The sequence below is a fragment of the Thioclava sp. F28-4 genome, assembly GCF_002020045.1.
GTDB lineage: Bacteria > Pseudomonadota > Alphaproteobacteria > Rhodobacterales > Rhodobacteraceae > Thioclava > Thioclava sediminum.
Map to the genome: position 1 here is coordinate 796,215 of NZ_MPZQ01000001.1, position 22,121 is coordinate 818,335.

The following is a 22,121-nucleotide window of genomic DNA, read 5'->3' on the forward strand; positions in this document are numbered from 1 at the left end:
GGATCCGCGCGATCCGGGCTGTTTCTTTTTGCGCCCCGCGTTGCGGGGACCTCCACGCCCCCGGCTTGCGTTTCGCTGTGTCGCCGCGTCGCATCCCGGCGGCGGATCATTGCACCTGCCCGCGCCGGAGGGCAAAGTGGCACTGACATTGACGGAGGCGCCCCATGGCCGAGACCCGCACACCCATCGACACCGATATCCTGATCTCCGGCGGCGGCGTCGCCGGTCTGACGGCAGCCGCAGCCTTCGGGCAGGCGGGCTTCACCACGATCTGCGTCGATCCCACACCGCCGGTCACGGAAGAGGCGGCAGAGGGCGCGGATATGCGCTCGACCGCGTTCCTGCGCCCGTCGCGTGAGGTGCTGCAGGCTGCGGGGATCTGGGATCGGCTCCTGCCCTATGCCGCGCCGCTGCAGATCATGCGGATCGTGGATGCGGGCGGCGAAAGCCCGACCGCGCGCCTGACCCGCGATTTCGACGCGGCGGACCTGTCCGACGAACCCTTCGGCTGGAATTTCCCGAACTGGCTGCTGCGCCGCGAGCTGGTGGCCGCGCTGGCCGACAACCCGCTCGTCGATTTCCGCCCCGGCGTCGCGACGACCGGCCTCGTGACCCGCGAAAGCGGCGCCGAGGTGACGCTGTCCGACGGCACCCATGTGCGCGCCCGTCTCGTCATCGGGGCCGATGGCCGCAATTCCTTCGTGCGCGAAGCGGCAGGGCTTGGCGTGAAGACGATCCGCTACGGGCAGAAGGCGCTGGCCTTCGCGGTCACCCACCCGATCCCGCATGACAATGTCTCGACCGAGATCCACCGTTCGGGCGGGCCGTTCACGCTGGTGCCGCTACCTGATCGTGACGGCAAGCCCTCTTCCGCGATCGTCTGGATGGAGCGCGCCGCCGAAGCCGAACGCCTCGCCACGCTGCCCCCGGAAGAGTTCGAAGCGGCGATCATGGAACGCTCGACCGGGCTTCTCGGGCCGCTGAAGCTGGAGACCCGCCGCGCCGTCTGGCCGATGATGACGCAGATCGCGGATCGGTTCTCGGGCCAGCGCGTGGCCCTGATCGCCGAGGCCGCCCATGTCATTCCGCCGATCGGCGCGCAGGGGCTGAATATGAGCCTCGCCGATCTCGCCTGCCTTCTGAAACTGGCCGAGGAAGACCCGGTGCATCTGGGCGAGGCGAAGATGCTCGACGCCTATCACCGTCGCCGCTGGCCGGAGGTGAAGGCGCGCGAAGTCGGGATCGATCTGCTCAACCGCGCCTCGATGGTCGAAGCCCAACCGCTGCGCGACCTGCGCGCAGGCGTTCTTGGCGCGCTCTATTCGCTCGGGCCGGTGCGCAAGACGCTGATGAAGGCGGGGCTTGGCGTGCGTTAAGCGACTGACTGGCGCGGCTGCAACCACGGCCCGCGCCAGAACCGCCGCATCATCATCGCCCCCGCCGAGGCAAGGCCGAGCACGAGGCCGAGCCAAAGCCCGACGCCGCCGAAATCCAGCGTGAAGGCGAGAAAGTAACTGGCCGGGATACCGATCAGCCAATAGCTCGCCACCGCCATCCACATCGGCACGCGCGTATCCTGCACACCGCGCAACAGGCCCAGCGCCATCACCTGCATCAGGTCGAAGAGCTGGAAAATCGCCGCGACCATCAGGAAGCGCACACCGTAAAGGACGATCTCGGGCGTGGCCGGATTGTCGGCATCGAGAAAGAGCCGCGTGAGCCAGGGACCGGCGAAGACGAAGACCGCCACCGTCAGCAGACCGAAGCCCACGGAGAGCCCTGTCACCACCCGCGCCCCGTCACGCAGAAGGCGCGGGTCACGTTTCCCATGCGCCCGCCCCGCCCGCACGGTGGCCGCGTTCGACAGGCCGACATGCACCATGAAGGTGATCGAGGAGACCTGCAGCGCGATCCCGTGCGCGGCGAGTTCGATCGTGCCGATCCAGCCCATCATCAGCGCCGAGGCCTGAAACATCGAGCCTTCCGCCACCGACGTCAGCCCCACCGGCAGGCCCATTTTCGCGACGATCCAGAACGCCTCCCAATCGGGCCGCCAGAACCGCTGGAACAGCCGGATATGGGTCAGGCCCGGGGCACGCGCGGCATAGATCGCCTGCGCGACAAGGTTCAGCACCATTGCACTCAGCGAGGCGATGGCCGCACCCCGCACGCCCAGTTCCGGCGCGCCCCAATTGCCGAAGATCAGGATCCAGTTGACGCCCGCGTTCAACAGGACAGCCCCCAGCGTGATCCAGAGCAGCACCGCCGTGCGCTCCTGCGCGGACAGGTACGAACGGATCACCATCATTGCGAGGCCGGGTGCGAGCGCGAAGCCGAGGATGCGCAGGTACTCCTGTGCGAGCGCCGCGATCTCGGGCTTCTGACCCAGCATCTCCAGCACCGCGCCGGAATTCCAGAAGACCGGCAGCATCGCGAGGCCGAACAGGATCGACAGCCAGATCCCCATTCGTGTGTCGCGCCGCGCCTGCACCTCGTCATCCGCGCCCAGGCTCGCCGAGACGCGCCCCATCACCGCCAGCGCGATCCCGTTGCCCAGCATGAAGATCGAGAAGAAATAGGAGGTACCCAGCACCAGCGCCGCCAGCGCCTCGACGCCATACCAGCCCACCATCACCGTATCGGTCACGTTGAGCAGCATCTGCGCGAGGTTGGAGCCGATCAGCGGTAGACCCAAAGTGAAGATCGCCCGCACATGGCGGGCGAGTGGCATCGCTTGCTTTTGCGACTGAGGCGGTGGCGCGCTCTGATGGGGGTCGGTGCTCGTCATGGGCGAGCGCTAGCCCCGCCCGACGCGGCGGTCAAGAGAGCGGTTACTCGCCCACTTCTTTCTTACCCGTGATCATCGGCTTCACGAGGTTCACACCCTTCCACGTCCGGTAATAGACGATGGCCGCGATATGGATACCGACGACGATCAGCAGCAGGGTCGCCACGAATTCATGGATTTTCGGCGCCCAGCTCGTGCTGATGCTTTCCGGCACGGAGCCCGCCAGGGGACCGACGTTGATGTAATCCTGCGGATCGGAGGTCAGCCCGGTCACGACCTGCACGATCAGCAGCCCGAGCATGACGAGAACCGACCAGCCGCCCAGCGGATTATGCCCGAGATGGCCGGAGCTTTCCTTGGATGGCAGGTGGCGAAGATAATCCGCCACCGCCTTGGGTCCATAAAGGAACTGCGAGAACCGCGCCGTGCGCGATCCCACGAACCCCCAGATCAGACGCACCGCCAGCAGCCCCGCGATCGCGTAGCCGGCATAGAAATGCCACGTCATCTGGTTCGGCCCCCATTCCCCGAGACCCCAGGCGGCGGCAAAAGCCGCCACCAGAAGCCAGTGGAACAGACGCACGACAGGGTCCCAGACCGTGACGGTTTTCTTCGCGGGGGAGGCGGCGGTGTCCTTCATTCTGCGTTACTTCGAACGGAACTCGTCGTGGCAGCTCTTGCAGGTGCCGCCGAGCTTACCGACCGCCGGCTGCAGCGTCTCGAGGCTGCCTGCCGCATCGGGCATTTCCGCCGCGGCTTGATGGAGGGCATCCGCCTTTTCCATGAACAGGTCCATGTTCGACCAGATTTCCGACTTCGCGTGGGTCTCCATCATGTCGTCGACCGAAGTGCCTTCGACGAAGAGCGGCGAGATGTCGACCTTCGCGAGCGCCGCGATGTTGTTGGCGGCGGTCTGTGCCTTGGCGGCATCGAAGTCCATCTTGCCCTGCGCCATCGGCGCGAGCACGGCCATCTGGGCGCCGAGCAAATCGAAGAAACCTTGGCGCGCTTCGACAGCGTCTTTGGGCGACTGCGCGAAAGCGGCGCTGGCGGCGAGGGTGAAGGTCAGGGCGAGGAGAGGCTTACGCATGTGGAACTCCAATCTGCGATGGCAAGAAACGTACAGGTTTGAGGTTACACGCATTCGTGTCAATCCGAAGACACTCCTATGTGCGCAGGCACACATTTCCCCTACCGGGACGATAGGGAGGCACCGGGTCTTAGGCAGGTTCCGGCCTATTGCCGATCGAACGCGCAAATCGCCTAGAAATCGCACTTAAGTTGCGACGGAACGTCAGGCACCCCGCGTATAAGCCGCGCGAAACCCTGACTTTATGCCGAAATCTGCGGAATCAGCGCTCGGGTTTGCGGGCGACGAAATCGATCAGGGCGGCGCGGCCGGAATGGCCCGCGCCCTCGTCGAGATCGGCATCGTAATCGGCCTGATGCAGCACCTCCCAGCGCGGGAAGGCGTCGCGCAGGAGATCGAGATCGTAGAGCTGCTCCACGACCCCCGGCCCGCCGGTCCCGTAGCGCGGCTGGCGTCGCGCGAAGCCGTGGATCAATGCGAGCCCGCCCGGTTTGAGCGCGGTCGCGATGCCGTCGAAAATCTCCGCCCGAAAGGCGGTATCGGCGAATTGGATGAAACAGGCGAGAACGGCGTCATATTCGCCGCGTGGCCAGTCATAGCCGCGAAGATCGGCGTCGATCGTCTGCATCGACACGCCCCGCTCCTGCGCCAGTTCAGCGGCCTTGCGGCGCGCGTTTTCCGACGGTTCGAGGGCTGTGACCTGCACTCCGAGGCTGGCGAGATAGGTGCCGTTGCGCCCTTCGCCGTCAGCGATGCTCAGAAGCCGCGCCCCCGGAGCGAGACGCCATGCCTGACGCGCCACGAAATCCGCCGGGGTCGTGCCATAGAGAAATTCTTCTCCGGCGAATCTTTCGTTCCAGCCCATGCTCTCCTCCGGTTGTTACCTTTCACATGGAATGCAACCGGCGGAGGGACAAGCCCCACCGGTCACCGAAATCGCCACCGGCGATCACATGCTCAGGATTTGGTCACGCGGCGCTGATCGGGATGAAGAGATGCGCCAAGAATATGCTCGGACGAATGCACGACATGGCTCGCATGACCCACGATCAGCGGATCGGGCGGCGTTGCGATCGTGGGATCCTTGTCGGGATAGTCCAGCGTCGACAGGAAATGCTTCATGCAGTTCAGCCGCGCGCGCTTCTTGTCGTTCGACTTCACGATGGTCCACGGCGCATCGGCGGTGTCGGTGTAGAAGAACATCGCCTCTTTCGCCTCGGTGTAATCGTCCCAGCGATCGAGGCTCGCCAGATCGATCGGCGACAGCTTCCAGCGCTTGAGCGGATCGGTTTCGCGCGATTGGAAGCGACGGCGCTGCTCTTCGCGGGTGACCGAGAACCAGTATTTGTAAAGCCGGATGCCCGAGCGCACGAACATACGCTCCAGCTCCGGGGTCTGGCGCATGAATTCGAGGTAATCGTTGGGCTTACAGAACCCCATCACGCGCTCCACGCCCGCGCGGTTATACCAGCTGCGGTCGTAGAAGGTCATCTCGCCCGCGGTCGGCAGATGCTCGACATAGCGCTGGAAATACCACTGACCGAGTTCCTCTTCCGAGGGCTTGTTGAGCGCGACGACCCGGGCAAAGCGCGGGTTGAGATGTTCGGTGAAGCGCTTGATCGTACCGCCCTTGCCCGCCGCGTCGCGGCCCTCGAAGAGGATCACGAATTTCTCGCCGCTCTCCTGCGCCCATTTCTGGACCTTCAGCAACTCGGCCTGAAGCTCCGCCTTTTCTTTCTCATAGGCGGCGCGCGCCATCTTGCGCTTGTAGGGGTATTTCCCGGTCTCGAAAGCCAGCCGCACCGCACTGGGATCGACGCGCGGGAAGCTCTTCGGGCCGGTCGCCTTCGGCTCTGGCGGAGTGATCGCGGGATGCGCCTCGGCGGGATCAATCGGCTTGACGACAGCCTCTGCCTTCCCGGCTGCGGCCTTGGCCGGTTTCGTCGCGTCGCTCATGAGCTGATCTTTCATGCGTATCCCTCCGTTGGCTGAACCTTGCGGAGCATCGCGCAATCCCGCGTGATGTGCCTTGATACGCATCAAAAACCCGTGTCTGCTGGGCCTCCGGCGGCAAAAACGCCACAAAATCGAGCGAAACGAAGGAACGGACATGATCACGATCTACGGCAACTATCATTCGCGGGCGAGCCGGGCGCTGTGGTTGCTCGAGGAGTTGGGCCTGCCGTTCCGTCTGCGCCGAGTCGTGCAGGCGAACCGTTTCAAGGATCCGCTCGCGCCGGAGGTTCCGCTCAACACCCGCTCGCCCGAATTTCGCAAGCTCTCGCCGATGGGCGCGATCCCGGTGCTGGAGGAAGACGGGCTGATCTTGACGGAGTCGCTCGCGATCAACCTGCATCTCGCACGCAAGGCGGGAGGGCCGCTCGCCCCTGCGCACGAGCGCGAGCTCTCGCAAATGGAGCAATGGGCGCTCTTCGCCGCCACCTGGATCGAGACCGATGCGCTCGCCCTCAGCTTCGTCTATCGCCGCAAGGAGCAGGACACGCCGGAAGGCAAGGCCGAGATCGCGTCTCTCTGCTCGAAGCTCGCCCGGCCGCTGACCACGCTCGAGACCCATCTCGAGACGCATAGCCATATCGTGGGCGGCCGGTTCACCGTGACGGATCTCAATCTGGCCGAGGTTCTGCGCTACGGGCAGGACCACCCGGAGTTCCTCGCCCCCTACCCGCGCCTGCAAAGCTGGATCAAGCTGTGCCAGAGCCGCAAAGCCTTCCGCGCGATGTGGGAGAAGCGCGAGGCCGAGGCGGTTTGATTCGGCGAACCTCGCGTCGCGCCTAATTCGAAAGGTGTATGCGAAGACGGCGCGGATACGCGCTCTGCTCAAGCGATGGGCAGGCGCTCAACCCAACTTCGCCTTTCAGTCAGGTCTCCCTGACCAAGTGGTCGGGTTTTCCGCAGCGGGGTGAATTCCTCTTAGCAATGCAGCTTCCCTTACGTCATTTTGTCGGGGTGAAGAGGGTTCGAGGTAACCATGTCTGCTTTGCTTGGATACAGCCTGTGTTTGGGTGCGACGCTGATCGTGATCGCGGGTGATTTCGTTCTGAAATCTGCCGGTGAGAAGGGCCACGCGCTGCATTCGCCGTCTGTCTTCCTAGGTTGCGTGCTTTACGCCGCTTCGGCAGCAGGTTGGTTTCTGGCTATGCGGCATGTGTCGCTGGCACAAACGGGCGTGGCCCCGGCGCTTTTCACATTGATGGCTCTGGTGACGATGGGAGTCGTCCTGTTCGGTGAAAAACTCGCCTTGCGGGAAGTCTTCGGTATCGCGATGGCGGTGGGGTCGATGCTGCTCATGGCGCGCGTCGCGTAAGGGCCGGACGTTTTCGGGGGTGTGGGGCTTTCGAAGCGGATCGGGGCGGTGGGGTCTTCTTGCTCCTCCGCCCCAACCTGCGGTATCTCTTGTTTAGAAAACTACAAGAGAAAGCGAGCAGCATGGCCGACGATCTTCTGACGCCCCAGACCGATTCCTATGACGCCTCCTCGATCGAGGTGCTCGAAGGTCTCGAACCCGTGCGAAAACGCCCCGGCATGTATATCGGCGGCACGGACGAGCGCGCGCTTCATCACATGGTGGCCGAGGTCCTCGACAACTCGATGGACGAAGCGGTGGCCGGTCACGCCAACCGCATCGAGGTCGAGCTGCTCGCCGATCATTCCGTCGTCATCCGCGACAACGGGCGCGGCATCCCGATCGACCCGCACCCGAAATTCTCCGGCAAATCCGCGCTGGAAGTCATCCTTTGCACGCTGCATGCGGGCGGCAAATTCTCGGGCGACGCCTACGAGACCTCGGGCGGTCTGCACGGGGTGGGTGCCTCGGTGGTCAACGCGCTGTCGGACCTGATGGTCGTTCAGGTCGCCAAGAACAAGGAACTGTATGAACAGCGCTTCTCGCGCGGCATTCCCGAAGGTCCGGTGGAGAAGATCGGCGCGGCGCCGAACCGTCGCGGCACCACCGTCACCTTCCATGCCGACGAGCAGATCTTCGGCCATCACCGGTTCAAGCCCGCGCGCCTGCTGAAGATGGTGCGCTCGAAAGCGTATCTCTTCTCGGGCGTGGAGATTCGCTGGAAGTCCGAGGTCGACGATGGCGAGACCCCGACCGAAGCGACTTTCCACTTCCCCGGCGGCCTCGCAGATTACCTGACCGAGACGCTGAGCGGCGCGAGCACCTATGCCGACCGCCCCTTCTCGGGCAAAGTTGAGTTCCGCGAAAAGTTCAACGTGCCGGGCTCGGTCGAATGGGCGATCAACTGGACGCCGTCGCGCGACGGCTTCATCCAGTCCTATTGTAACACCGTGCCGACGCCCGAGGGCGGCACCCACGAGGCGGGCTTCTGGTCGGCGATCCTCAAGGGCATCCGCGCCTATGGCGAGCTGGTGAACAACAAGAAGGCCGCGCAGATCACCCGCGACGACCTGATCACCGGCGGCTGCGCGCTGGTCTCGTGCTTCATCCGCGAGCCGGAATTCGTGGGTCAGACCAAGGACCGTCTGGCCACCGTCGAGGCGCAGCGTCTGGTCGAAGGCGCCGTGCGCGACCACTTCGACAACTGGCTGGCCTCGGACACGAAATCCGCAGGCGCGATCCTCGATTTCCTCGTGCTGCGCGCCGAGGAACGCCTCAAGCGCCGGCAAGAGAAAGAGACTCAGCGCAAATCGGCCACCAAGCGGCTGCGCCTGCCCGGCAAGCTGGTCGATTGCTCGGCCACGAACCGTTCGGGCACGGAGCTGTTCATCGTCGAGGGCGACTCGGCGGGCGGCTCGGCCAAGATGGCGCGCGACCGCAAGAACCAGGCACTGCTGCCGCTGCGCGGCAAGATCCTCAACGTGCTGGGCGCGGCAAGCTCCAAGCTCGGTTCAAACCAGGAGATCAACGATCTGACGCAGGCGCTCGGCGTGGGCCTCGGCACCAAGTTCAACGTCGACGATCTGCGCTACGACAAGATCATCATCATGACCGACGCGGACGTGGACGGAGCCCACATCGCCTCGCTTCTGATGACCTTCTTCTTCACCCAGATGCGCCCGATGATCGACCAGGGCCACCTCTATCTGGCCTGCCCGCCGCTCTACCGCCTGACCCAGGGCGCCAAGCGTGTCTACGTAGCCGACGACGCCGAGAAGGACGCGATGCTGGAGAAAGGTCTGGGCGGCAAAGGCAAGATCGACGTGCAGCGCTTCAAGGGTCTGGGCGAGATGGACGCGAAGGACCTGAAAGAAACCACGATGCACCCCGACACGCGCAAGCTGATCCGGGTGACGATCCACGACGACGAGCCGAACGAGACCGGCGATCTGGTGGAAAGGTTGATGGGCAAGAAACCCGAACTGCGGTTCCAGTATATTCAGGAGAACGCGCAGTTCGTGGAGGAGCTGGATGTTTGACCTGCATTGACAGTTGAACTCATGCCCGGGCGACCAGCCCGGGCAGCGCCCGCCCCTCCCCCGGGAGGGCGCATTGGCGATGCAGTTCACAGCCTCCCCGTCCTCCGGGCTTGCAAGATAAACCTCCCAAATCAGACGACAGCACAGCGCCCCCTGCGCCGCGACACGCGGCGCGTTCGCCGCTGAAGGCTTCCACTGGAAGCCTTCCGAGACGCGGCTCACCCCAAGGGTCGGGCGCTGCCCTCGTCTCTCGCCACACGCGCCCGTCCGGCCCTCCGCTCGCGCTCCGGGCGTTCGCCGGGGCGTCCTTCCACTGGAAGGCCGCTAGTCCCGGCTCACCCCTCCTCGCGTGGCACGAAACGGACACGGGCTTGGATCATCTCCGGCGGCGCGATACCAAGGCGCGATACGTCAAAAGCTCCGGATCCCGACACATGCCTCAGATTTCGTCCCAAAGCCTCAGCGTCACCATTGCCGATCTGGGCGCCGAGATGCAGGGGCTGTGCTATCAGGGGCAGGAGCTGCTCTGGGAGGGCGACCCGGCCTGGTGGAGCGGGCAGGCCCCGATCCTGTTCCCCATCGTCGGCCTTCCCGCGCCCGACGGGGTGACGATCGACGGCACGCCCCACGCAATCCCCAAGCACGGCTTCACCCGCGATCTGCCCTTCCGCGTGACCGAGCTGACGCAAAACCGCTGCTGCCACCTGCTCGAACCCTCGCAGGAGACCGCGGCCTATCCGTTCGAATTCCGTCTCGAGATCGTCCACGAGGTCGTGGGGGCGGAGCTGAGCATCACCGCCACGGTCAGCAATGCGGGCGACCGGGAGATGCCGTTTTCCTTCGGCTTTCACCCGGCATTTCGCTGGCCGCTGCCCGGCGCGACCGGCCCGCATCGGATCGAGCTGCGCAACGGGGCGGAGCCTGCCTTGGCGCGGCTCGCGGAAGGGATGCTGGGGCGCGCGCGGATGCCCTCGCCCTTCACGGCGGGCGCGCTGACCCTCGATCCGGCGCAGTATGAGGACGATGCGATGATCTTCCCCGAAGGCGCGGGCGACGGGCTGCGCTACCACGCCGACGGGGCGCCGGTGCTCGATTTCCGCTTCTCCAACCTGCCCAATCTCGCGCTGTGGCAGAAGCCCGGTGCGCCCTATATCTGCGTTGAGCCGTGGCACGGGCTGCCTGCGGCGGAAGGCGCCGGGCCGGAACTGGCCGCGCGACCCGATAGCATGATGCTGCCGCCCGGCGCGCAGGAGACATTCGCGATGACCTTGGCGGTGAGCGGATGATCCCCTACCTCGCCTATGGCTCCAACCTGCTGACCTCGCGGCTTGCCGCGCGCTGCCCTTCGGCCCGCGTGCTCGGGTTGGCGGAGGTCCCCGGACATGCGCTCGATTTCTCGAAACGCGGGCGCGACGGGAGCGCGAAGGCCACGATCACCGAAGGCGACGCGCGCACCCAAGGGGTGCTGTTCGAGATCACGGAGAGCGACATCCCCGCGCTCGATGCTGCCGAAGGCGCGGGGCTTCATTACGAGAAGATCGCGCTCACGCTCGAAGATGGCCAGCGCGCCTTCACCTATCGCGCGCTCCAGCGCCAGAACGGGATCGCGCCGTTCGAGTGGTATCTCGCGCTGATCCGGGCGGGGCGGCGCGAACATGGGCTGGGCCTGGACGATCTGGTGCATGTCACGCCAATCCCCGATCCAGAGCCCGACCGCCCCGGCTTCATCGCCGCCCGCGAAGCGTTGGTCCGCGCGGGCTATCGCGACTGGCGCGCGGCGCTCTGACCGATCGGGCGCACCGGCATCCCCGGCCCGGTCAGCACGGCGATGCCTGCCCCGACCAGCGACGACAGCTCCGGCCCGTCGCAATCCAAGCCCCCGGTATAGGTGCCGAAAGCGGGCAGGATCAGGTGATCGCGCCCCACCAGAAACGCTCGATACGACCGCCGCGCGATCTGCGCTTTGGGGTGGTAATGGCCCGACAGGTCCGGCCCCTGCCCTGCAATATGGCGCAGCGTGAGCGGGCCGATTTGCGTCTCTTCCACGGTCCGGCCCAAGCCGATCGGATCATGGTTTCCCGCGATCCATAGCAGCTTCGTCTGCGCCGCGATCCGGGTCAGACGCCCGGCGATCTCGGGCGCGATCTCTTCCGCCGCCGCATCATCGTCGAACGCATCGCCCAGACTGATCAGGCGCGAGGGCCGCAGCCGCAGAGCCTCGGCCTCCAGCCGGATCACCGTGTCGAGGCTCTCGAAGGGCGGCAACAGCGCACCACCGCGCCGCGCCATCCGCTCGGACTTGCCCAGGTGCAGATCGGCCACGATCAGCGCCTCTTCCTCGGGCCAATAGAGCGCGCCCGACGGTTGCGCGATGAACCGTTGCCCCGCGAAGGTGATCTCTCTCATTCCAGCCCCGCCTCGCGCATCATCGCCTGCGCCTCTTCTTCCATCAGCCGTGCCTCGCCCGTGCCGCCGCGAATGCCGACTTGCCCGTGTTCGAGCAACAGGGGCGCGGCCAGAGGCGTCACATGCGGGGCGCGGATATGCACGATTCTCTTACCCTGGGCCAGCATCTCTTCGATCCGTTCGAAATCGACGAGGCCGCGGCTCGCCTCCTCGCGCGTGATGCGCAACAAGAGGTGATCGGGGTCGTAACGGCGCAGCGTGTCGTAAAGGATGTCCGAGGAAAACGTCGCCTGTTTGCCCGATTTGCGCTGCCCCGGCAGGTTGCGCTGGATGAGGCCCGCGATCGTGGCAATGGAGCGGAAGGCGCGCTTCATCACGGCGTTGCTCGCGAGCCAGTCGCGCAGGCCGTCGCGTAACCCTTCGGCAGATAGCAGCGGCGCGGGGTCTTCGACCGGATCGATCGACCAGATCAGCAGCGCGTAATCGGTGGCGACAAAACCAAGCGGCCCGAGCCCCGCCTGCTCCATCCGGTGAGTCAGCAGCAGCGCGAGGGTCTGATGCGCGTTGCGCCCGGCGAAACCGTAGAGGCAGAAGAACGCCCGCCCGCCGCGCAGAAAGGACTCGCAGGTCAGCGTGCCGGGGGCTGGCAGCGTGGAAATCTCACGCTGCAGCGCCAGCCAGTCGCGGGTGTCAGGCGGCAGCTGATCCCAGTCCTCGGGCGTGGCGATCAGGCGCTGCACCCTTTGCGACAGCTCCAGCGAGGTCGCCATTTTCAGCCCCGAGAAGACGGCGATCTTCGGCTCGCGCGTGGCGGCGTTCGTCACCTCCACGACCATCTCGCGCAGACCTTCGTAGCGGACAACCTGCCCGCCGATCAGGAACGTGTCGCCGGGGGTGAGCGACGCGGCGAAGCCTTCCTCCACCTCGCCCAAGGGCGTGCCGCCGCGTCGGGATTTGCGGCGGACTTTCAGCTTCTCGGTTTCGGTGATTGTGCCGATATTCATCCGCAGATCGCGGGTCGCGCGGGGATCGCGGAGCTGCCATTTGCCGTCGCGCTGCAACAGGCGCTGCCAGCGGTCATAGGCGCGCAGCGCGTAGCCGCCCGTCGCGCAGAACTCCAGACAGGCATCGAAATCGGCGCGCGGCAGTTGGGCGTAGGGCCCTGCCCGCAGCACCTCGGCATAAAGCGCATCCGCCTCGAACGGCCCGGCGCAGGCGGTCAGCAGGATATGCTGGCACAGCACGTCGAGCGGACCGCGCCAGCGCCGCCCGCCGCCGTCCAGATCGTTCTCGCGCACGGCCTCCAAGGCAGCGGCGCATTCGACGATCTCGAAGCGATTGGCGGGCACGATCCGCGCGCGCGAGGGTTCGTCATAGCGATGATTGGCGCGCCCGATCCGCTGCACGAGGCGTTTGACGTTCTTCGGCGCGCCGACCTGCAGGACGAGATCGACATCCCCCCAGTCGAGCCCCAGATCGAGCGAGCCGGTGCAGACCACCGCGCGCAACTCGCCGCTCGCCATCGCCTCCTCGACCTTGTGGCGCGCCTCGCGCGACAGCGAGCCGTGATGCAGCCCGATCGGCAGGGCGTTGTCGTTCACCTCCCAAAGCGCTTGAAAGAACAGCTCGGCCTGCGCGCGGGTATTCAGGAAAACGAGACTGAGCCGCGCGTCCTCGATCGCCGCCATCACATCGCGAGCGGCGTGCCGCCCGCCGCCCCCTGCCCAAGGTGCAGGACGTGCGGTCGGCAGCATCTCAATATCAGGCGCCGGGCCGGGATCGGCCATGATCACCCGCGCGCCGCCCATGAAATCGGCCAGCGCCTGCGGAGCCTCGACCGTGGCCGAGAGCCCGGTTACGGTCAGGTCCGGCGACAGGCTGCGCAGCCGTGCGACGCCCAGCATCAATTGATCGCCGCGTTTGCTTTCAGCCAGCGCGTGGATCTCGTCGAGCACTACCCGCTTGACCCCTGCGAAGATCTTCGGCGCTTCCGGGTAGGACAGCATCAGCGCGAGGCTCTCCGGCGTCGTCAGCAGGATCTGCGGTGGATCGACCCGCTGACGGCGGCGCTGCGTGGCCGATGTGTCGCCGGTGCGATCCTCGATCCGCAGGTCCAGCCCGATCTCGTCCACCGGCGCGCGCAGGTTGCGGGCGATGTCCTTGGACAGCGCCTTCAGGGGCGAGACATAGAGCGTGTGCAGCCCCTCATATCCCTCGGCCAGATCGACGAGCGACGGCAGAAACCCCGCCAGCGTCTTGCCGCCCCCGGTCGGCGCGATCAGCAGCGTATCTTCGCGCGCCGACAGCACGTCGAGCTGATGCCTGTGCGGCTGCCAGCCCCGGCTGGCGAACCAGTCGGCGAAGCGTTGCGGCAGGAGGGGCGTGGCGGCGGTGTCGGGCATCGCGTGAAAGGTAGGCGTGAGGAGCGGATGCGCAAGCTTTGCGACAGCTCTTGGCGCGGGCGGCTAGCCCGGGCCGCGCCCGCCCCTTCTTTAAAGCAATCAGCCTTTGCGTCGCGACGCGGCTCTCCCCAACATCTCGCACCATCGCACACCCCATCCGCGCCATCTCGCCACTGTTCATTGGGCGATCCATGTTATATTCAGGCCCGCGACAGGAAATTGCCCGAGTCCCCTCGGGCGCGACAGAAACGGAAATCTTATGGCCTTTTATCGTTCCCGTAGATCCACCCATGGCCGCAACATGGCGGGTGCGCGCGGTCTGTGGCGCGCCACCGGCATGACCGATGACGACTTCGGCAAGCCGATCATCGCGGTCGTGAACTCCTTCACGCAATTCGTGCCCGGCCACGTCCACCTCAAGGACCTCGGCCAGATGGTCGCGCGCGAGATCGAGAGCGCGGGCGGTGTCGCGAAGGAATTCAACACCATCGCCGTCGATGACGGGATCGCGATGGGCCATGACGGGATGCTCTATTCGCTGCCCTCGCGCGAAGTGATCGCGGACTCCGTGGAATACATGGTCAACGCGCATTGCGCCGATGCGATGGTCTGTATCTCGAACTGCGACAAGATCACCCCCGGCATGATGATGGCCGCGATGCGCCTGAACATCCCGGTGATCTTCGTTTCCGGCGGCCCGATGGAGGCCGGCAAGGAAGGCGCGGAGATCATCGGTCACGACCTCGATCTGGTCGATGCGATGGTGGCGGCTGCCGACGACAAATATTCCGACGAGGATGTGCTCGCGATCGAGAAAGCCGCCTGCCCGACCTGCGGGTCGTGCTCGGGCATGTTCACCGCGAACTCGATGAACTGTCTGGCCGAGGCGCTGGGTCTGGCGCTGCCGGGCAATGGCTCGATGCTGGCGACGCATGCCGACCGCAAGGAGCTGTTCCTTGAAGCCGGCCGCAAGATCGTCGAGATCACGCGCCGCCATTACGAGCTGGAAGACAAGGGCCTGCTGCCGCGGGAGATTGCGACGTTTGAAGCCTTCGAGAACGCGATGAGCCTCGATATCGCGATGGGCGGGTCCACCAACACCGTGCTGCACCTGCTGGCGATCGCACATGAGGGCAAGGTCGACTTCACGATGGAAGACATCGACCGCCTCTCGCGCAAGGTTCCGGTGTTCTGCAAGGTGGCGCCTGCCAAGCAGGACGTCCACATGGAAGACGTTCATCGCGCGGGCGGCATCATGGGCATCCTTGGTGAGATGAACCGCGCCGGTCTGATCCATCAGGATGTGCGCACCGTGCATTCGGAAACGATGGCCGAGGCGCTCTCGAAATGGGACGTGATGGTCGCCAATGACGACGCCACCGATCAGTTCTACCGCGCGGCGCCGGGCGGCGTGCGCACCACGCAGGCCTTCTCGACCGAGAACCGCTACAAAGAGCTCGACCGCGACCGCGAAAACGGCGTGATCCGCACCGCGGAACATGCGTTCTCGCAGGATGGCGGTCTGGCTGTTCTCTACGGCAATATCGCCGAGCAGGGCTGCATCGTGAAAACCGCGGGCGTCGACGACTCGATCCTGAAATTCTCGGGCCCCGCGAAAGTGTTCGAGAGCCAGGACGACGCGGTGTCGGGCATCCTGACCGGCAAGGTCGTCGAGGGCGAAGTGGTCATCATCCGCTACGAGGGCCCGCGCGGCGGTCCGGGAATGCAGGAAATGCTCTACCCGACCTCCTACCTCAAATCGAAGGGCCTCGGCGCGAAATGCGCGCTGCTGACCGACGGGCGTTTCTCGGGCGGCACCTCGGGCCTCTCGATCGGTCATGTCAGCCCGGAAGCGGAAGAAGGCGGCACGATCGGCCTCGTCGAGACCGGCGATATCATCGAGATCGACATCCCGAACCGCACGATCAACCTTGCCGTGGCCGACAATGTTCTGGCCGCGCGGCGTGAGGCGATGGGGCCGCTGCCATGGAAACCGGCAGAGCCGCGCAAGCGCGCTGTCTCGACCGCGCTCAAGGCCTATGCGCTGCTGGCCAGCTCGGCGGCGAAGGGTGGCGTGCGCATCCTGCCCGAGTGATCGCACCCTAACGCGAATTGGAACGGCCGCCTCTCGGGGCGGCCGTTTTCATTCAGGCGGCATCGCTTTCGGGCAGGCTTTCTTCCCAACCGAGCCGCTTGCGGATCGCATGGGCGAGGTAGCTCATCGCCAAGGCCGAGACCCCGCCCAGCACCGTCCCCGCGACCCGGCCCCAAGCATTCGACAAAGGCGCATCATTGCCCATCGAGACCATCACCACGATCAGCGCGGTCAGGAAGGCCACAAAGGTCGGGTAATGCGCGGGCGGCGCAAACAGGATCGCAGTCACGCCGAAGATCACATAGAGCCCCGGCATCACGACACTGTCTGGCCCGAGCCACAGCACAAGCAGGCTCGCCCCCAGCCCGCCTGCGAGGGTCGCTAGGCTGCGCACCAGCACCCGGTCCCATGTCATGCCGGGACGCGGGCGCAGCATCAACAGAGCCGAGAGCGGCGCCCAGTAGGGATGGTTGATCGAGAAGGCGACCGCGACGCCGTAGGACAAGCCCACCGCTCCCATCGCCTGCAGCCCCTGACCGATCAGCGAGTTGAGCGGCGCGACACCGTCCGGCGGCACCTGCCCATCGAGCTTCGGCCCCGTCTTTGGCGCGATGTGTTTCCAGATCACCCGCACCGCCTCTTCCACCGCCAGGACCCAGACCATCGCGCCGCCGACAGCAAGCAGCACCGGCCCGGGCGACGGGATGAACTGCACGAGAAAGGTCGAGAGCGAGAAGAACAGCCAGCTTTGCAGAAACAGCCACCACAGGCTCATATCCCGGCGCGACAGAAGGCCCACGGCGAACGCGCCAAGCAACATCCCCGGCACACTCAGCGCGACGCCCCCGATCATGACTTTCGCCGCGATCATCCCGGCGAATATGCCGACCAGCTTACCCGCAATGTCGAGGAACGTGACCGGCCAGCGCCGGTTGCGGATCGATTTCCCCTGCCCTGTCGAGGTGGCGAAGCCCGCGCCAAGCGCCGCGAGTTCCTGCCCGCGCGGCAGATCGAGTGACAGCACGATCGCGACCAAACCGCTCAGCGCAAGCGCCGCAGGCAAGCCGCGCGACCAGTTCAGCTTGGAAAGCTGCGAGATTGAAAGTTCGGACAGAGACACCGCGTAACACCTTTCGATGCAGGCAAAGCGCCTTACCGACGCGCTGGTTCCCCGCTAGACGCCGATCCGGTCCAGAAGCCCCGCCACCATTCCGTGATAGCCCGAACCGAACAGGCGCAGATGCACCAGCGCGGGCCAGAGTTGATAGATCGCCCGGCGCCCTTCCCAGCCGGGTTCAAGCGCGCCGTAGCCAGCGGCGAATTCCGGCCCGGGCGCGCCGAAGAGATGGAGCATCGCGAGATCGACCTCGCCGTCGCCGTAATAGCAGGCCGGGTCGATCAACCCGCTCAGATGTCCCTGATCGGCCAAGACATTGCCCGCCCAGAGATCGCCGTGCAGCAGGGACGGGAACGGGCGCGGCGGCAGATGCTCGTCGACCTGCGCGGCGAGCGTCTCGACCCGACGCGCGAGCGGCGCGGGCAAGGCAGGCAGCGACGGGCGCAGCCGTGCCTCGGCCCAGAACTCAGGCCATGTCGGGCGCGCTGCGTTGGGGATCGGCACCGGACCGAAAGCATACTCGTCGGGCCAGCCGTAGGGCGCCTCATCCAGCGCCCCCGGCGCGCGGTGTTGGCGCCGAAGCATCTCGCCCAGTTCCAGCCACCCCGCGCCCCGCAGCCCACCGCTCTGCGGCAAAGCCTCTATCACGAGGCAGACCCGAGAGACCGCGATCACCTTCGGCACTCGCGCGCCCGCCTCGGCCAACGCACGCAGCATCGCCGCCTCGGTTTCGGGGGAAGGCCCGCCCTTGACGATCACGCGTTCCCCCGTCGGCAGGTCCAGCGCCAGCACCGGGCTCAGATCGCCGCCCGCCAACGGCTCGGCCCGTCGCGGCGTGATTTCCAGGAGGCGCGCGGCCTCTGCCAATATCCGCGCCGTTTCGTCCATGTCGCCCTCCTGTTTTCGGTCGTTTGCCTTTTCTTGCGGCACCACAGGCGAATATCCGCTCTGTACGACAGGATTACGGTTGCGTGACGGGTTCCATCCGGTGCAAATGCCCAATGTTGCCGTCGATCAGCCTCCCCATGGCGGGTCAGTCCTTCGTGCAGCATAGACATTTTGGACGCCTTCGTGCCGAGACAATGCGTGCAGCGCGCTCGGGCCGGAGGATTTGTCCGTTTCTGTCCCTCGGGGGGCAACACGAGACCCTGACGGAGATATCCCCACACTCGTCTCCGTCGGGTAGCAGCCGCCGCGAACCCCTTGCGGCGGCTGCGTTTAGCCCCGGCCCCGGTCAGCGCAGGAAGTTGTCGCGCATCAGCGAGACCACCTCATCGGAACGCCCGTTGAGCACCGCCTTCACGCCGAAGAGCGCGGTTGACCCCACCTGCGCCGGTTTGATCTTCGGCGGCATCACCAGCTCCATCCGGTTCACCTTCACGTCGAGCAGCGCAGGCCCCGGAGCGGCGAGCCAGTCGCGCACCGCGCCGTCGAGGTCGGTCGCGCTCTCGACCCGCATCCCTTCCATGCCGATCGCCCGCGCCATCGCGCCGAAATCGGGATTGTGCAGCTCGGTGAAGGCGTCGAGCATCCCCTCCACCCGCTGCTCCATCTCCACGAAGCCGAGCGAGGCGTTGTTATAGACCAAGAGCTTCACCGGCAGCTTCTCCTGCACCAGCGTAAGCAGATCGCCCATCAGCATGCTCATTCCGCCATCGCCGCACATCGCGATCACCTGCCGCTCGGGGTAGGCCTCCTGAATGCCCAGCGCCTGCGGATAGGCATTGGCCATCGTGCCGTGCAGCAGCGAGGTCAGGAAGCGCCGCTCGCCATTGGCACTGAGGTGACGCAGCAGCCAGACCATGGGCGAGCCGCCATCGGCGGTGAAGATCGCATCCTTCGCCGCGAACCGGTCGAGCAGCTCGGTCAGGTGCTGCGGGTGGATCAGGTTCGGGTCGGGTTCTTCCGCGCTATCGAGGTAGCCCTTGAGGTCCTCGGCATAGGCTTTCAGCGCCCGATCCAGATGCTTGCCGGGCTCGCGCGGGGCAAGGCGCGGCAGCACCGCGTCGATCGTGTCGCCGACATCGCCCGCTAGTCCCAGATGGATCGGCGCGCGCCGTCCCAGCCGGGTGGGATCAATGTCGAGTTGCACGATCTTGGCCTTGCCGGGATAGAACTGCGTATAGGCGAAATCGCTGCCCAGACAGAGGAGCAGGTCGCAATCGCCCATCGCCTCCATGCCCGCGCGATTGCCCAGGATCCCGGTCATGCCGACATTGTTGGGCATGTCCGGCTCGATGAATTCCTTCGCCCGCGTCGTATGCGCGACCGGTGCGGCGAGGCGCTCCGACAGCGCCCGGATCTGCGCGGCGGCTCCGCGCGCGCCGATGCCTGCGTAGATCGTGATCCGCTCGGCCTCGGCGATCATGCTGGCCAGCGCGTCCAGTTCCGCCTCCGACGGGCGCATCACCGGCTGCGGGCGATGCACGGCCCATTGCAGATCGTCCTTCGCCGTTTCGCGGAACATGTCGCCATTGACGATGACCACCGCAACGCCGCCCTTGGTCAGCGCCGCCTGCGCCGCCTGCGCGGTGATCCGGCGCGCCTGATCGGGATGGCTGATCCGCTCGCAGAACACCGAAGTCTGTTCATAGACCTTCTTTTGATCGACCTCCTGCGGGAAGCCCAAACCCTCCTCCGCGCGCTCGATATTCGAGGCGATCAGCACCACGGGCGCGCCGTTGCGGTGGCTCTCGAAGATGCCGTTCACGAAATGCAGGCTTCCCGGCCCGGTGGTTCCCGCGCAGACCGACAGCTCCCCGGTCATGTAGCTCTCGCCACCCGCGGCCAGCGCGCCGACCTCTTCATGGCGCACATGGACCCAACTCAGATCCGACCGGCGCACCGCATCGGTGAAATGATTGATCGTGTCGCCCACGATCCCGTAGACGCGCTGCGCCCCCGCCGAGACGAGGGTTTCGGCGATGATGTCAGATACGCTCTTGCTCATGTCAGGCCTCTTTCAAATCGGCTTTGTGATGCAGGCTGGTGCGCTTGGCATCGAGGTCGATGCGCGGCTTGAAGCTGTCGGCATCGGCCGCTTCCCACCAGTCCGCGTAATCGGTGCTGCCCGGATCGTCGTTGAGGATATTCGCGGGCAAAAAGGGATAAATCTTGTCGATGGTGCGGGCCTCGCGCACGGCGGGGCGGTGCACGATGTGATGGGGCTGCAGCTCGCTCGGATGCTCCAGCCCGGCGGCGGCGACGATGTCGGCGAGCGCCTCCAGCGTCTTGGCGTGAAAGCGCCCCGCGCGGGGGCCCTGCACCTCGGGGACCAATCCGCGCTGGCGCGCCTTGTCCTGCGCGGTCACGCCCGTCGGGCAGGTGCCCAGGTGGCACCGCTGCGCCTGAATGCAGCCGATCGAGAACATGAAGGCCCGCGCGGCATTGCACCAATCCGCCCCGATCGCGAGGTTCTTTGCCAGCCCATAGCCGGAATAGACCTTGCCGGACGCCGCAAGCCGCACCTTGTCCTTCACGCCCGCCCCGACCAGCGCGTTGCGCATCAGAACGAGCCCGTCGATCAGCGGCATGCCGACATGATCCGACAGCTCCAGCGGCGCGGCCCCGGTGCCGCCCTCGGCCCCGTCGACGACGACGAAATCGGGATAGATGCCGGTCTTCTGCATCGCCTTCACGACCGCGAAGGCCTCGTGCGGCTGGCCGATGCACAGCTTGATGCCCACCGGCTTGCCGCCCGAGAGATCCCGCATCCGGGCGGCGAATTCCATCATCTGCGCGGGCGTCGAAAACGCCTTGTGGCCGCGCGGCGAGAGGCAATCCTGATGCGCGGGCACCTTGCGGGTCTCGGCAATCTCCTCGGTGACTTTCGCCGCAGGTAGCAGGCCGCCATGGCCGGGCTTCGCGCCTTGGCTCAGCTTGATTTCGGTCATCTTGACCTGATCACGGCTGGCCTGCTCGGCGAACAGCTCCGGGTCGAAATTCCCCGCATCGTCGCGCGCCCCGAAATAGCCCGAGCCCAGTTCCCAGACGATGTCGCCGCCATGGCTCTGGTGATAGGGCGAGAAGCCGCCCTCGCCCGTGTCGTGGTAGAACCCGCCCTGTTTCGCGCCAAGGTTCAGAGCCTCGACCGCATTGGCAGACAGCGCGCCGAAGGACATGGCCGAGATATTGAGCACCGACGCCGAATAGGGCTTGGCGCATTGCTCGTTGCCGACCGTCACGCGGGGGCTTTTGTCGGGATGCTCAGCGGGCGCGATGGAATGGTTCACCCATTGATATTCGGCGCCTGCCACGTCGCGCTCAGTGCCGAAGGGATGGGTATCGGTCTGGCCCCGCGCCCGCGCATGAACGAGGTTGCGCGCCTCGTAGGGGTAGGGTTTGCCCTCCAGATCGCCCTCGACGATATAGGCGCGCAGGAAAGGCCGCAGATCGTAGGCGAGCCAGCGGATGCGCGCCGCGCCCGGATAGTTGCGCGTGATCGTCCAGTCCTTCTGAAAGTAGTCGTAGAGGCCGAGCGCCAGAAGCGGCACCGTCACAAGCAAAAGGATCAGCCACCAGGGGCTGATCCAGACGGCCGGCGCGAGCGCCAGCACAGACATCAAGAGCGAGCCGAGAGGGACGATGTTGCGGATGATGCTGTTCATATCGTCCCTCCCGGCTCTGCATGACTTACACTGTCGCCTTGGCGCCTTTCGGCCCGACGAGCAGCCAGATGATGAAGCCGATAATCGGCAGGATGACGATCAACAGGATCCACAGCACTTTCTTGCCGGTGGATTCGCCCGAGCCAAGGATCGACACGATGGCCCAGATATCGAGGATGAGGACGACGAGGCCCCCGATCATGCTCAGCATAA

Annotated in this window: 19 protein-coding genes; 7 read left to right on the plus strand and 12 right to left on the minus strand. The window is 65.7% G+C overall.

The window, feature by feature from the left end:
* Window positions 1–164: 164 nt before the first annotated feature.
* On the plus strand, window positions 165–1,376 hold the full coding sequence (locus BMI87_RS03645; RefSeq protein ID WP_078519776.1) for a UbiH/UbiF family hydroxylase: 1,212 nt from the start codon (window positions 165–167) through the stop codon (window positions 1,374–1,376).
* Here the strand turns inward: BMI87_RS03645 and BMI87_RS03650 are convergent.
* The 5 genes from BMI87_RS03650 to ppk2 all read right to left on the minus strand — a co-directional run bounded on the left by BMI87_RS03650 (window position 1,373) and on the right by ppk2 (window position 5,849).
* Entirely contained in the window at window positions 1,373–2,731 is a 1,359-nt protein-coding gene (locus BMI87_RS03650; RefSeq protein WP_078519777.1) for an MATE family efflux transporter, read from the minus strand. The genes BMI87_RS03645 and BMI87_RS03650 overlap by 4 nt on opposite strands.
* Window positions 2,732–2,831: 100 nt before the next feature.
* Window positions 2,832–3,428: a cytochrome b/b6 domain-containing protein gene (locus BMI87_RS03655; RefSeq protein WP_078519778.1), complete on the minus strand. Its 597-nt coding sequence runs from the start codon at window positions 3,426–3,428 to the stop codon at window positions 2,832–2,834.
* Between the two features lie 6 nt (window positions 3,429–3,434).
* Window positions 3,435–3,878 (minus strand): cytochrome c, encoded by a 444-nt coding sequence (locus BMI87_RS03660; protein ID WP_078519779.1) that lies wholly within the window; start codon window positions 3,876–3,878, stop codon window positions 3,435–3,437.
* A gap of 262 nt (window positions 3,879–4,140) precedes the next feature.
* Window positions 4,141–4,743, minus strand: a complete 603-nt coding sequence (locus tag BMI87_RS03665; protein ID WP_078519780.1) for a cyclopropane-fatty-acyl-phospholipid synthase family protein — start codon at window positions 4,741–4,743, stop codon at window positions 4,141–4,143.
* A gap of 92 nt (window positions 4,744–4,835) precedes the next feature.
* A complete protein-coding gene (gene ppk2 / locus BMI87_RS03670; RefSeq protein WP_078519781.1) occupies window positions 4,836–5,849 on the minus strand; it encodes a polyphosphate kinase 2 in 1,014 nt (337 codons plus the stop codon).
* A gap of 139 nt (window positions 5,850–5,988) precedes the next feature.
* Between ppk2 and BMI87_RS03675 the strand changes: the two genes are divergently transcribed.
* From BMI87_RS03675 to BMI87_RS03695, 5 genes are all read left to right on the plus strand, one after another.
* Window positions 5,989–6,648, plus strand: coding sequence for a glutathione S-transferase family protein (locus BMI87_RS03675; protein WP_078519782.1), 660 nt, complete (start codon window positions 5,989–5,991; stop codon window positions 6,646–6,648).
* Between the two features lie 219 nt (window positions 6,649–6,867).
* On the plus strand, window positions 6,868–7,203 hold the full coding sequence (locus BMI87_RS03680) for a hypothetical protein (protein WP_141536225.1): 336 nt from the start codon (window positions 6,868–6,870) through the stop codon (window positions 7,201–7,203).
* Window positions 7,204–7,325: 122 nt separating this feature from the next.
* Window positions 7,326–9,281: a DNA topoisomerase IV subunit B gene (gene parE, locus BMI87_RS03685; RefSeq protein ID WP_078519784.1), complete on the plus strand. Its 1,956-nt coding sequence runs from the start codon at window positions 7,326–7,328 to the stop codon at window positions 9,279–9,281.
* A gap of 434 nt (window positions 9,282–9,715) precedes the next feature.
* Window positions 9,716–10,567 (plus strand): aldose 1-epimerase family protein, encoded by an 852-nt coding sequence (locus BMI87_RS03690; protein WP_078519785.1) that lies wholly within the window; start codon window positions 9,716–9,718, stop codon window positions 10,565–10,567.
* Window positions 10,564–11,067, plus strand: coding sequence for a gamma-glutamylcyclotransferase family protein (locus tag BMI87_RS03695; protein WP_078519786.1), 504 nt, complete (start codon window positions 10,564–10,566; stop codon window positions 11,065–11,067). The genes BMI87_RS03690 and BMI87_RS03695 overlap by 4 nt, the downstream gene beginning before the upstream one ends.
* Here the strand turns inward: BMI87_RS03695 and pdeM are convergent.
* Both pdeM and BMI87_RS03705 read right to left on the minus strand, forming a co-directional pair.
* Window positions 11,040–11,687, minus strand: a complete 648-nt coding sequence (gene pdeM / locus BMI87_RS03700; RefSeq protein WP_078519787.1) for a ligase-associated DNA damage response endonuclease PdeM — start codon at window positions 11,685–11,687, stop codon at window positions 11,040–11,042. The genes BMI87_RS03695 and pdeM overlap by 28 nt on opposite strands.
* Window positions 11,684–14,089 (minus strand): ligase-associated DNA damage response DEXH box helicase, encoded by a 2,406-nt coding sequence (locus BMI87_RS03705; protein ID WP_078519788.1) that lies wholly within the window; start codon window positions 14,087–14,089, stop codon window positions 11,684–11,686. The genes pdeM and BMI87_RS03705 overlap by 4 nt, the downstream gene beginning before the upstream one ends.
* A 259-nt stretch (window positions 14,090–14,348) precedes the next feature.
* On the opposite strand from BMI87_RS03705, the gene ilvD reads away from it, so the two are divergent.
* A complete protein-coding gene (gene ilvD / locus BMI87_RS03710; RefSeq protein WP_078519789.1) occupies window positions 14,349–16,184 on the plus strand; it encodes a dihydroxy-acid dehydratase in 1,836 nt (611 codons plus the stop codon).
* A gap of 52 nt (window positions 16,185–16,236) precedes the next feature.
* Here ilvD and BMI87_RS03715 read toward each other — a convergent pair whose 3' ends face one another.
* The 5 genes from BMI87_RS03715 to BMI87_RS03735 all read right to left on the minus strand — a co-directional run bounded on the left by BMI87_RS03715 (window position 16,237) and on the right by BMI87_RS03735 (window position 22,119).
* Window positions 16,237–17,304 (minus strand): FUSC family protein, encoded by a 1,068-nt coding sequence (locus BMI87_RS03715; RefSeq protein WP_078519790.1) that lies wholly within the window; start codon window positions 17,302–17,304, stop codon window positions 16,237–16,239.
* A 54-nt stretch (window positions 17,305–17,358) separates the two neighbouring features.
* Window positions 17,359–18,189: a fructosamine kinase family protein gene (locus tag BMI87_RS03720; protein WP_078519791.1), complete on the minus strand. Its 831-nt coding sequence runs from the start codon at window positions 18,187–18,189 to the stop codon at window positions 17,359–17,361.
* 346 nt (window positions 18,190–18,535) lie between these two features.
* A complete protein-coding gene (locus BMI87_RS03725; protein ID WP_078519792.1) occupies window positions 18,536–20,251 on the minus strand; it encodes a thiamine pyrophosphate-dependent enzyme in 1,716 nt (571 codons plus the stop codon).
* A 1-nt stretch (window position 20,252) separates the two neighbouring features.
* A complete protein-coding gene (locus tag BMI87_RS03730) occupies window positions 20,253–21,908 on the minus strand; it encodes an FMN-binding glutamate synthase family protein (RefSeq protein WP_078519793.1) in 1,656 nt (551 codons plus the stop codon).
* 25 nt (window positions 21,909–21,933) lie between these two features.
* The gene (locus tag BMI87_RS03735) at window positions 21,934–22,119 is read right to left on the minus strand and encodes a PLDc N-terminal domain-containing protein (RefSeq protein WP_078519794.1); all 186 of its coding nucleotides are present in this window, start codon (window positions 22,117–22,119) and stop codon (window positions 21,934–21,936) included.
* Window positions 22,120–22,121 lie beyond the last annotated feature (2 nt).

Excerpts from the sequence above, each read along its gene's own strand:
- pdeM (WP_078519787.1), bottom strand. The coding sequence starts at position 11,687 with ATGAGAGAGATCACCTTCGCGGGGCAACGGTTCATCGCGCAACCGTCG.
- BMI87_RS03655 (WP_078519778.1), bottom strand. The coding sequence starts at position 3,428 with ATGAAGGACACCGCCGCCTCCCCCGCGAAGAAAACCGTCACGGTCTGG.
- BMI87_RS03730 (WP_078519793.1), bottom strand. The coding sequence starts at position 21,908 with ATGAACAGCATCATCCGCAACATCGTCCCTCTCGGCTCGCTCTTGATG.
- BMI87_RS03650 (WP_078519777.1), bottom strand. The coding sequence starts at position 2,731 with ATGCCACTCGCCCGCCATGTGCGGGCGATCTTCACTTTGGGTCTACCG.
- BMI87_RS03690 (WP_078519785.1), top strand. The coding sequence starts at position 9,716 with ATGCCTCAGATTTCGTCCCAAAGCCTCAGCGTCACCATTGCCGATCTG.
- BMI87_RS03665 (WP_078519780.1), bottom strand. The coding sequence starts at position 4,743 with ATGGGCTGGAACGAAAGATTCGCCGGAGAAGAATTTCTCTATGGCACG.
- BMI87_RS03675 (WP_078519782.1), top strand. The coding sequence starts at position 5,989 with ATGATCACGATCTACGGCAACTATCATTCGCGGGCGAGCCGGGCGCTG.
- BMI87_RS03705 (WP_078519788.1), bottom strand. The coding sequence starts at position 14,089 with ATGCCCGACACCGCCGCCACGCCCCTCCTGCCGCAACGCTTCGCCGAC.
- BMI87_RS03645 (WP_078519776.1), top strand. The coding sequence starts at position 165 with ATGGCCGAGACCCGCACACCCATCGACACCGATATCCTGATCTCCGGC.
- ppk2 (WP_078519781.1), bottom strand. The coding sequence starts at position 5,849 with ATGAAAGATCAGCTCATGAGCGACGCGACGAAACCGGCCAAGGCCGCA.
- BMI87_RS03720 (WP_078519791.1), bottom strand. The coding sequence starts at position 18,189 with ATGGACGAAACGGCGCGGATATTGGCAGAGGCCGCGCGCCTCCTGGAA.
- BMI87_RS03660 (WP_078519779.1), bottom strand. The coding sequence starts at position 3,878 with ATGCGTAAGCCTCTCCTCGCCCTGACCTTCACCCTCGCCGCCAGCGCC.
- BMI87_RS03680 (WP_141536225.1), top strand. The coding sequence starts at position 6,868 with ATGTCTGCTTTGCTTGGATACAGCCTGTGTTTGGGTGCGACGCTGATC.
- ilvD (WP_078519789.1), top strand. The coding sequence starts at position 14,349 with ATGGCCTTTTATCGTTCCCGTAGATCCACCCATGGCCGCAACATGGCG.
- BMI87_RS03725 (WP_078519792.1), bottom strand. The coding sequence starts at position 20,251 with ATGAGCAAGAGCGTATCTGACATCATCGCCGAAACCCTCGTCTCGGCG.
- BMI87_RS03695 (WP_078519786.1), top strand. The coding sequence starts at position 10,564 with ATGATCCCCTACCTCGCCTATGGCTCCAACCTGCTGACCTCGCGGCTT.
- BMI87_RS03735 (WP_078519794.1), bottom strand. The coding sequence starts at position 22,119 with ATGCTGAGCATGATCGGGGGCCTCGTCGTCCTCATCCTCGATATCTGG.
- parE (WP_078519784.1), top strand. The coding sequence starts at position 7,326 with ATGGCCGACGATCTTCTGACGCCCCAGACCGATTCCTATGACGCCTCC.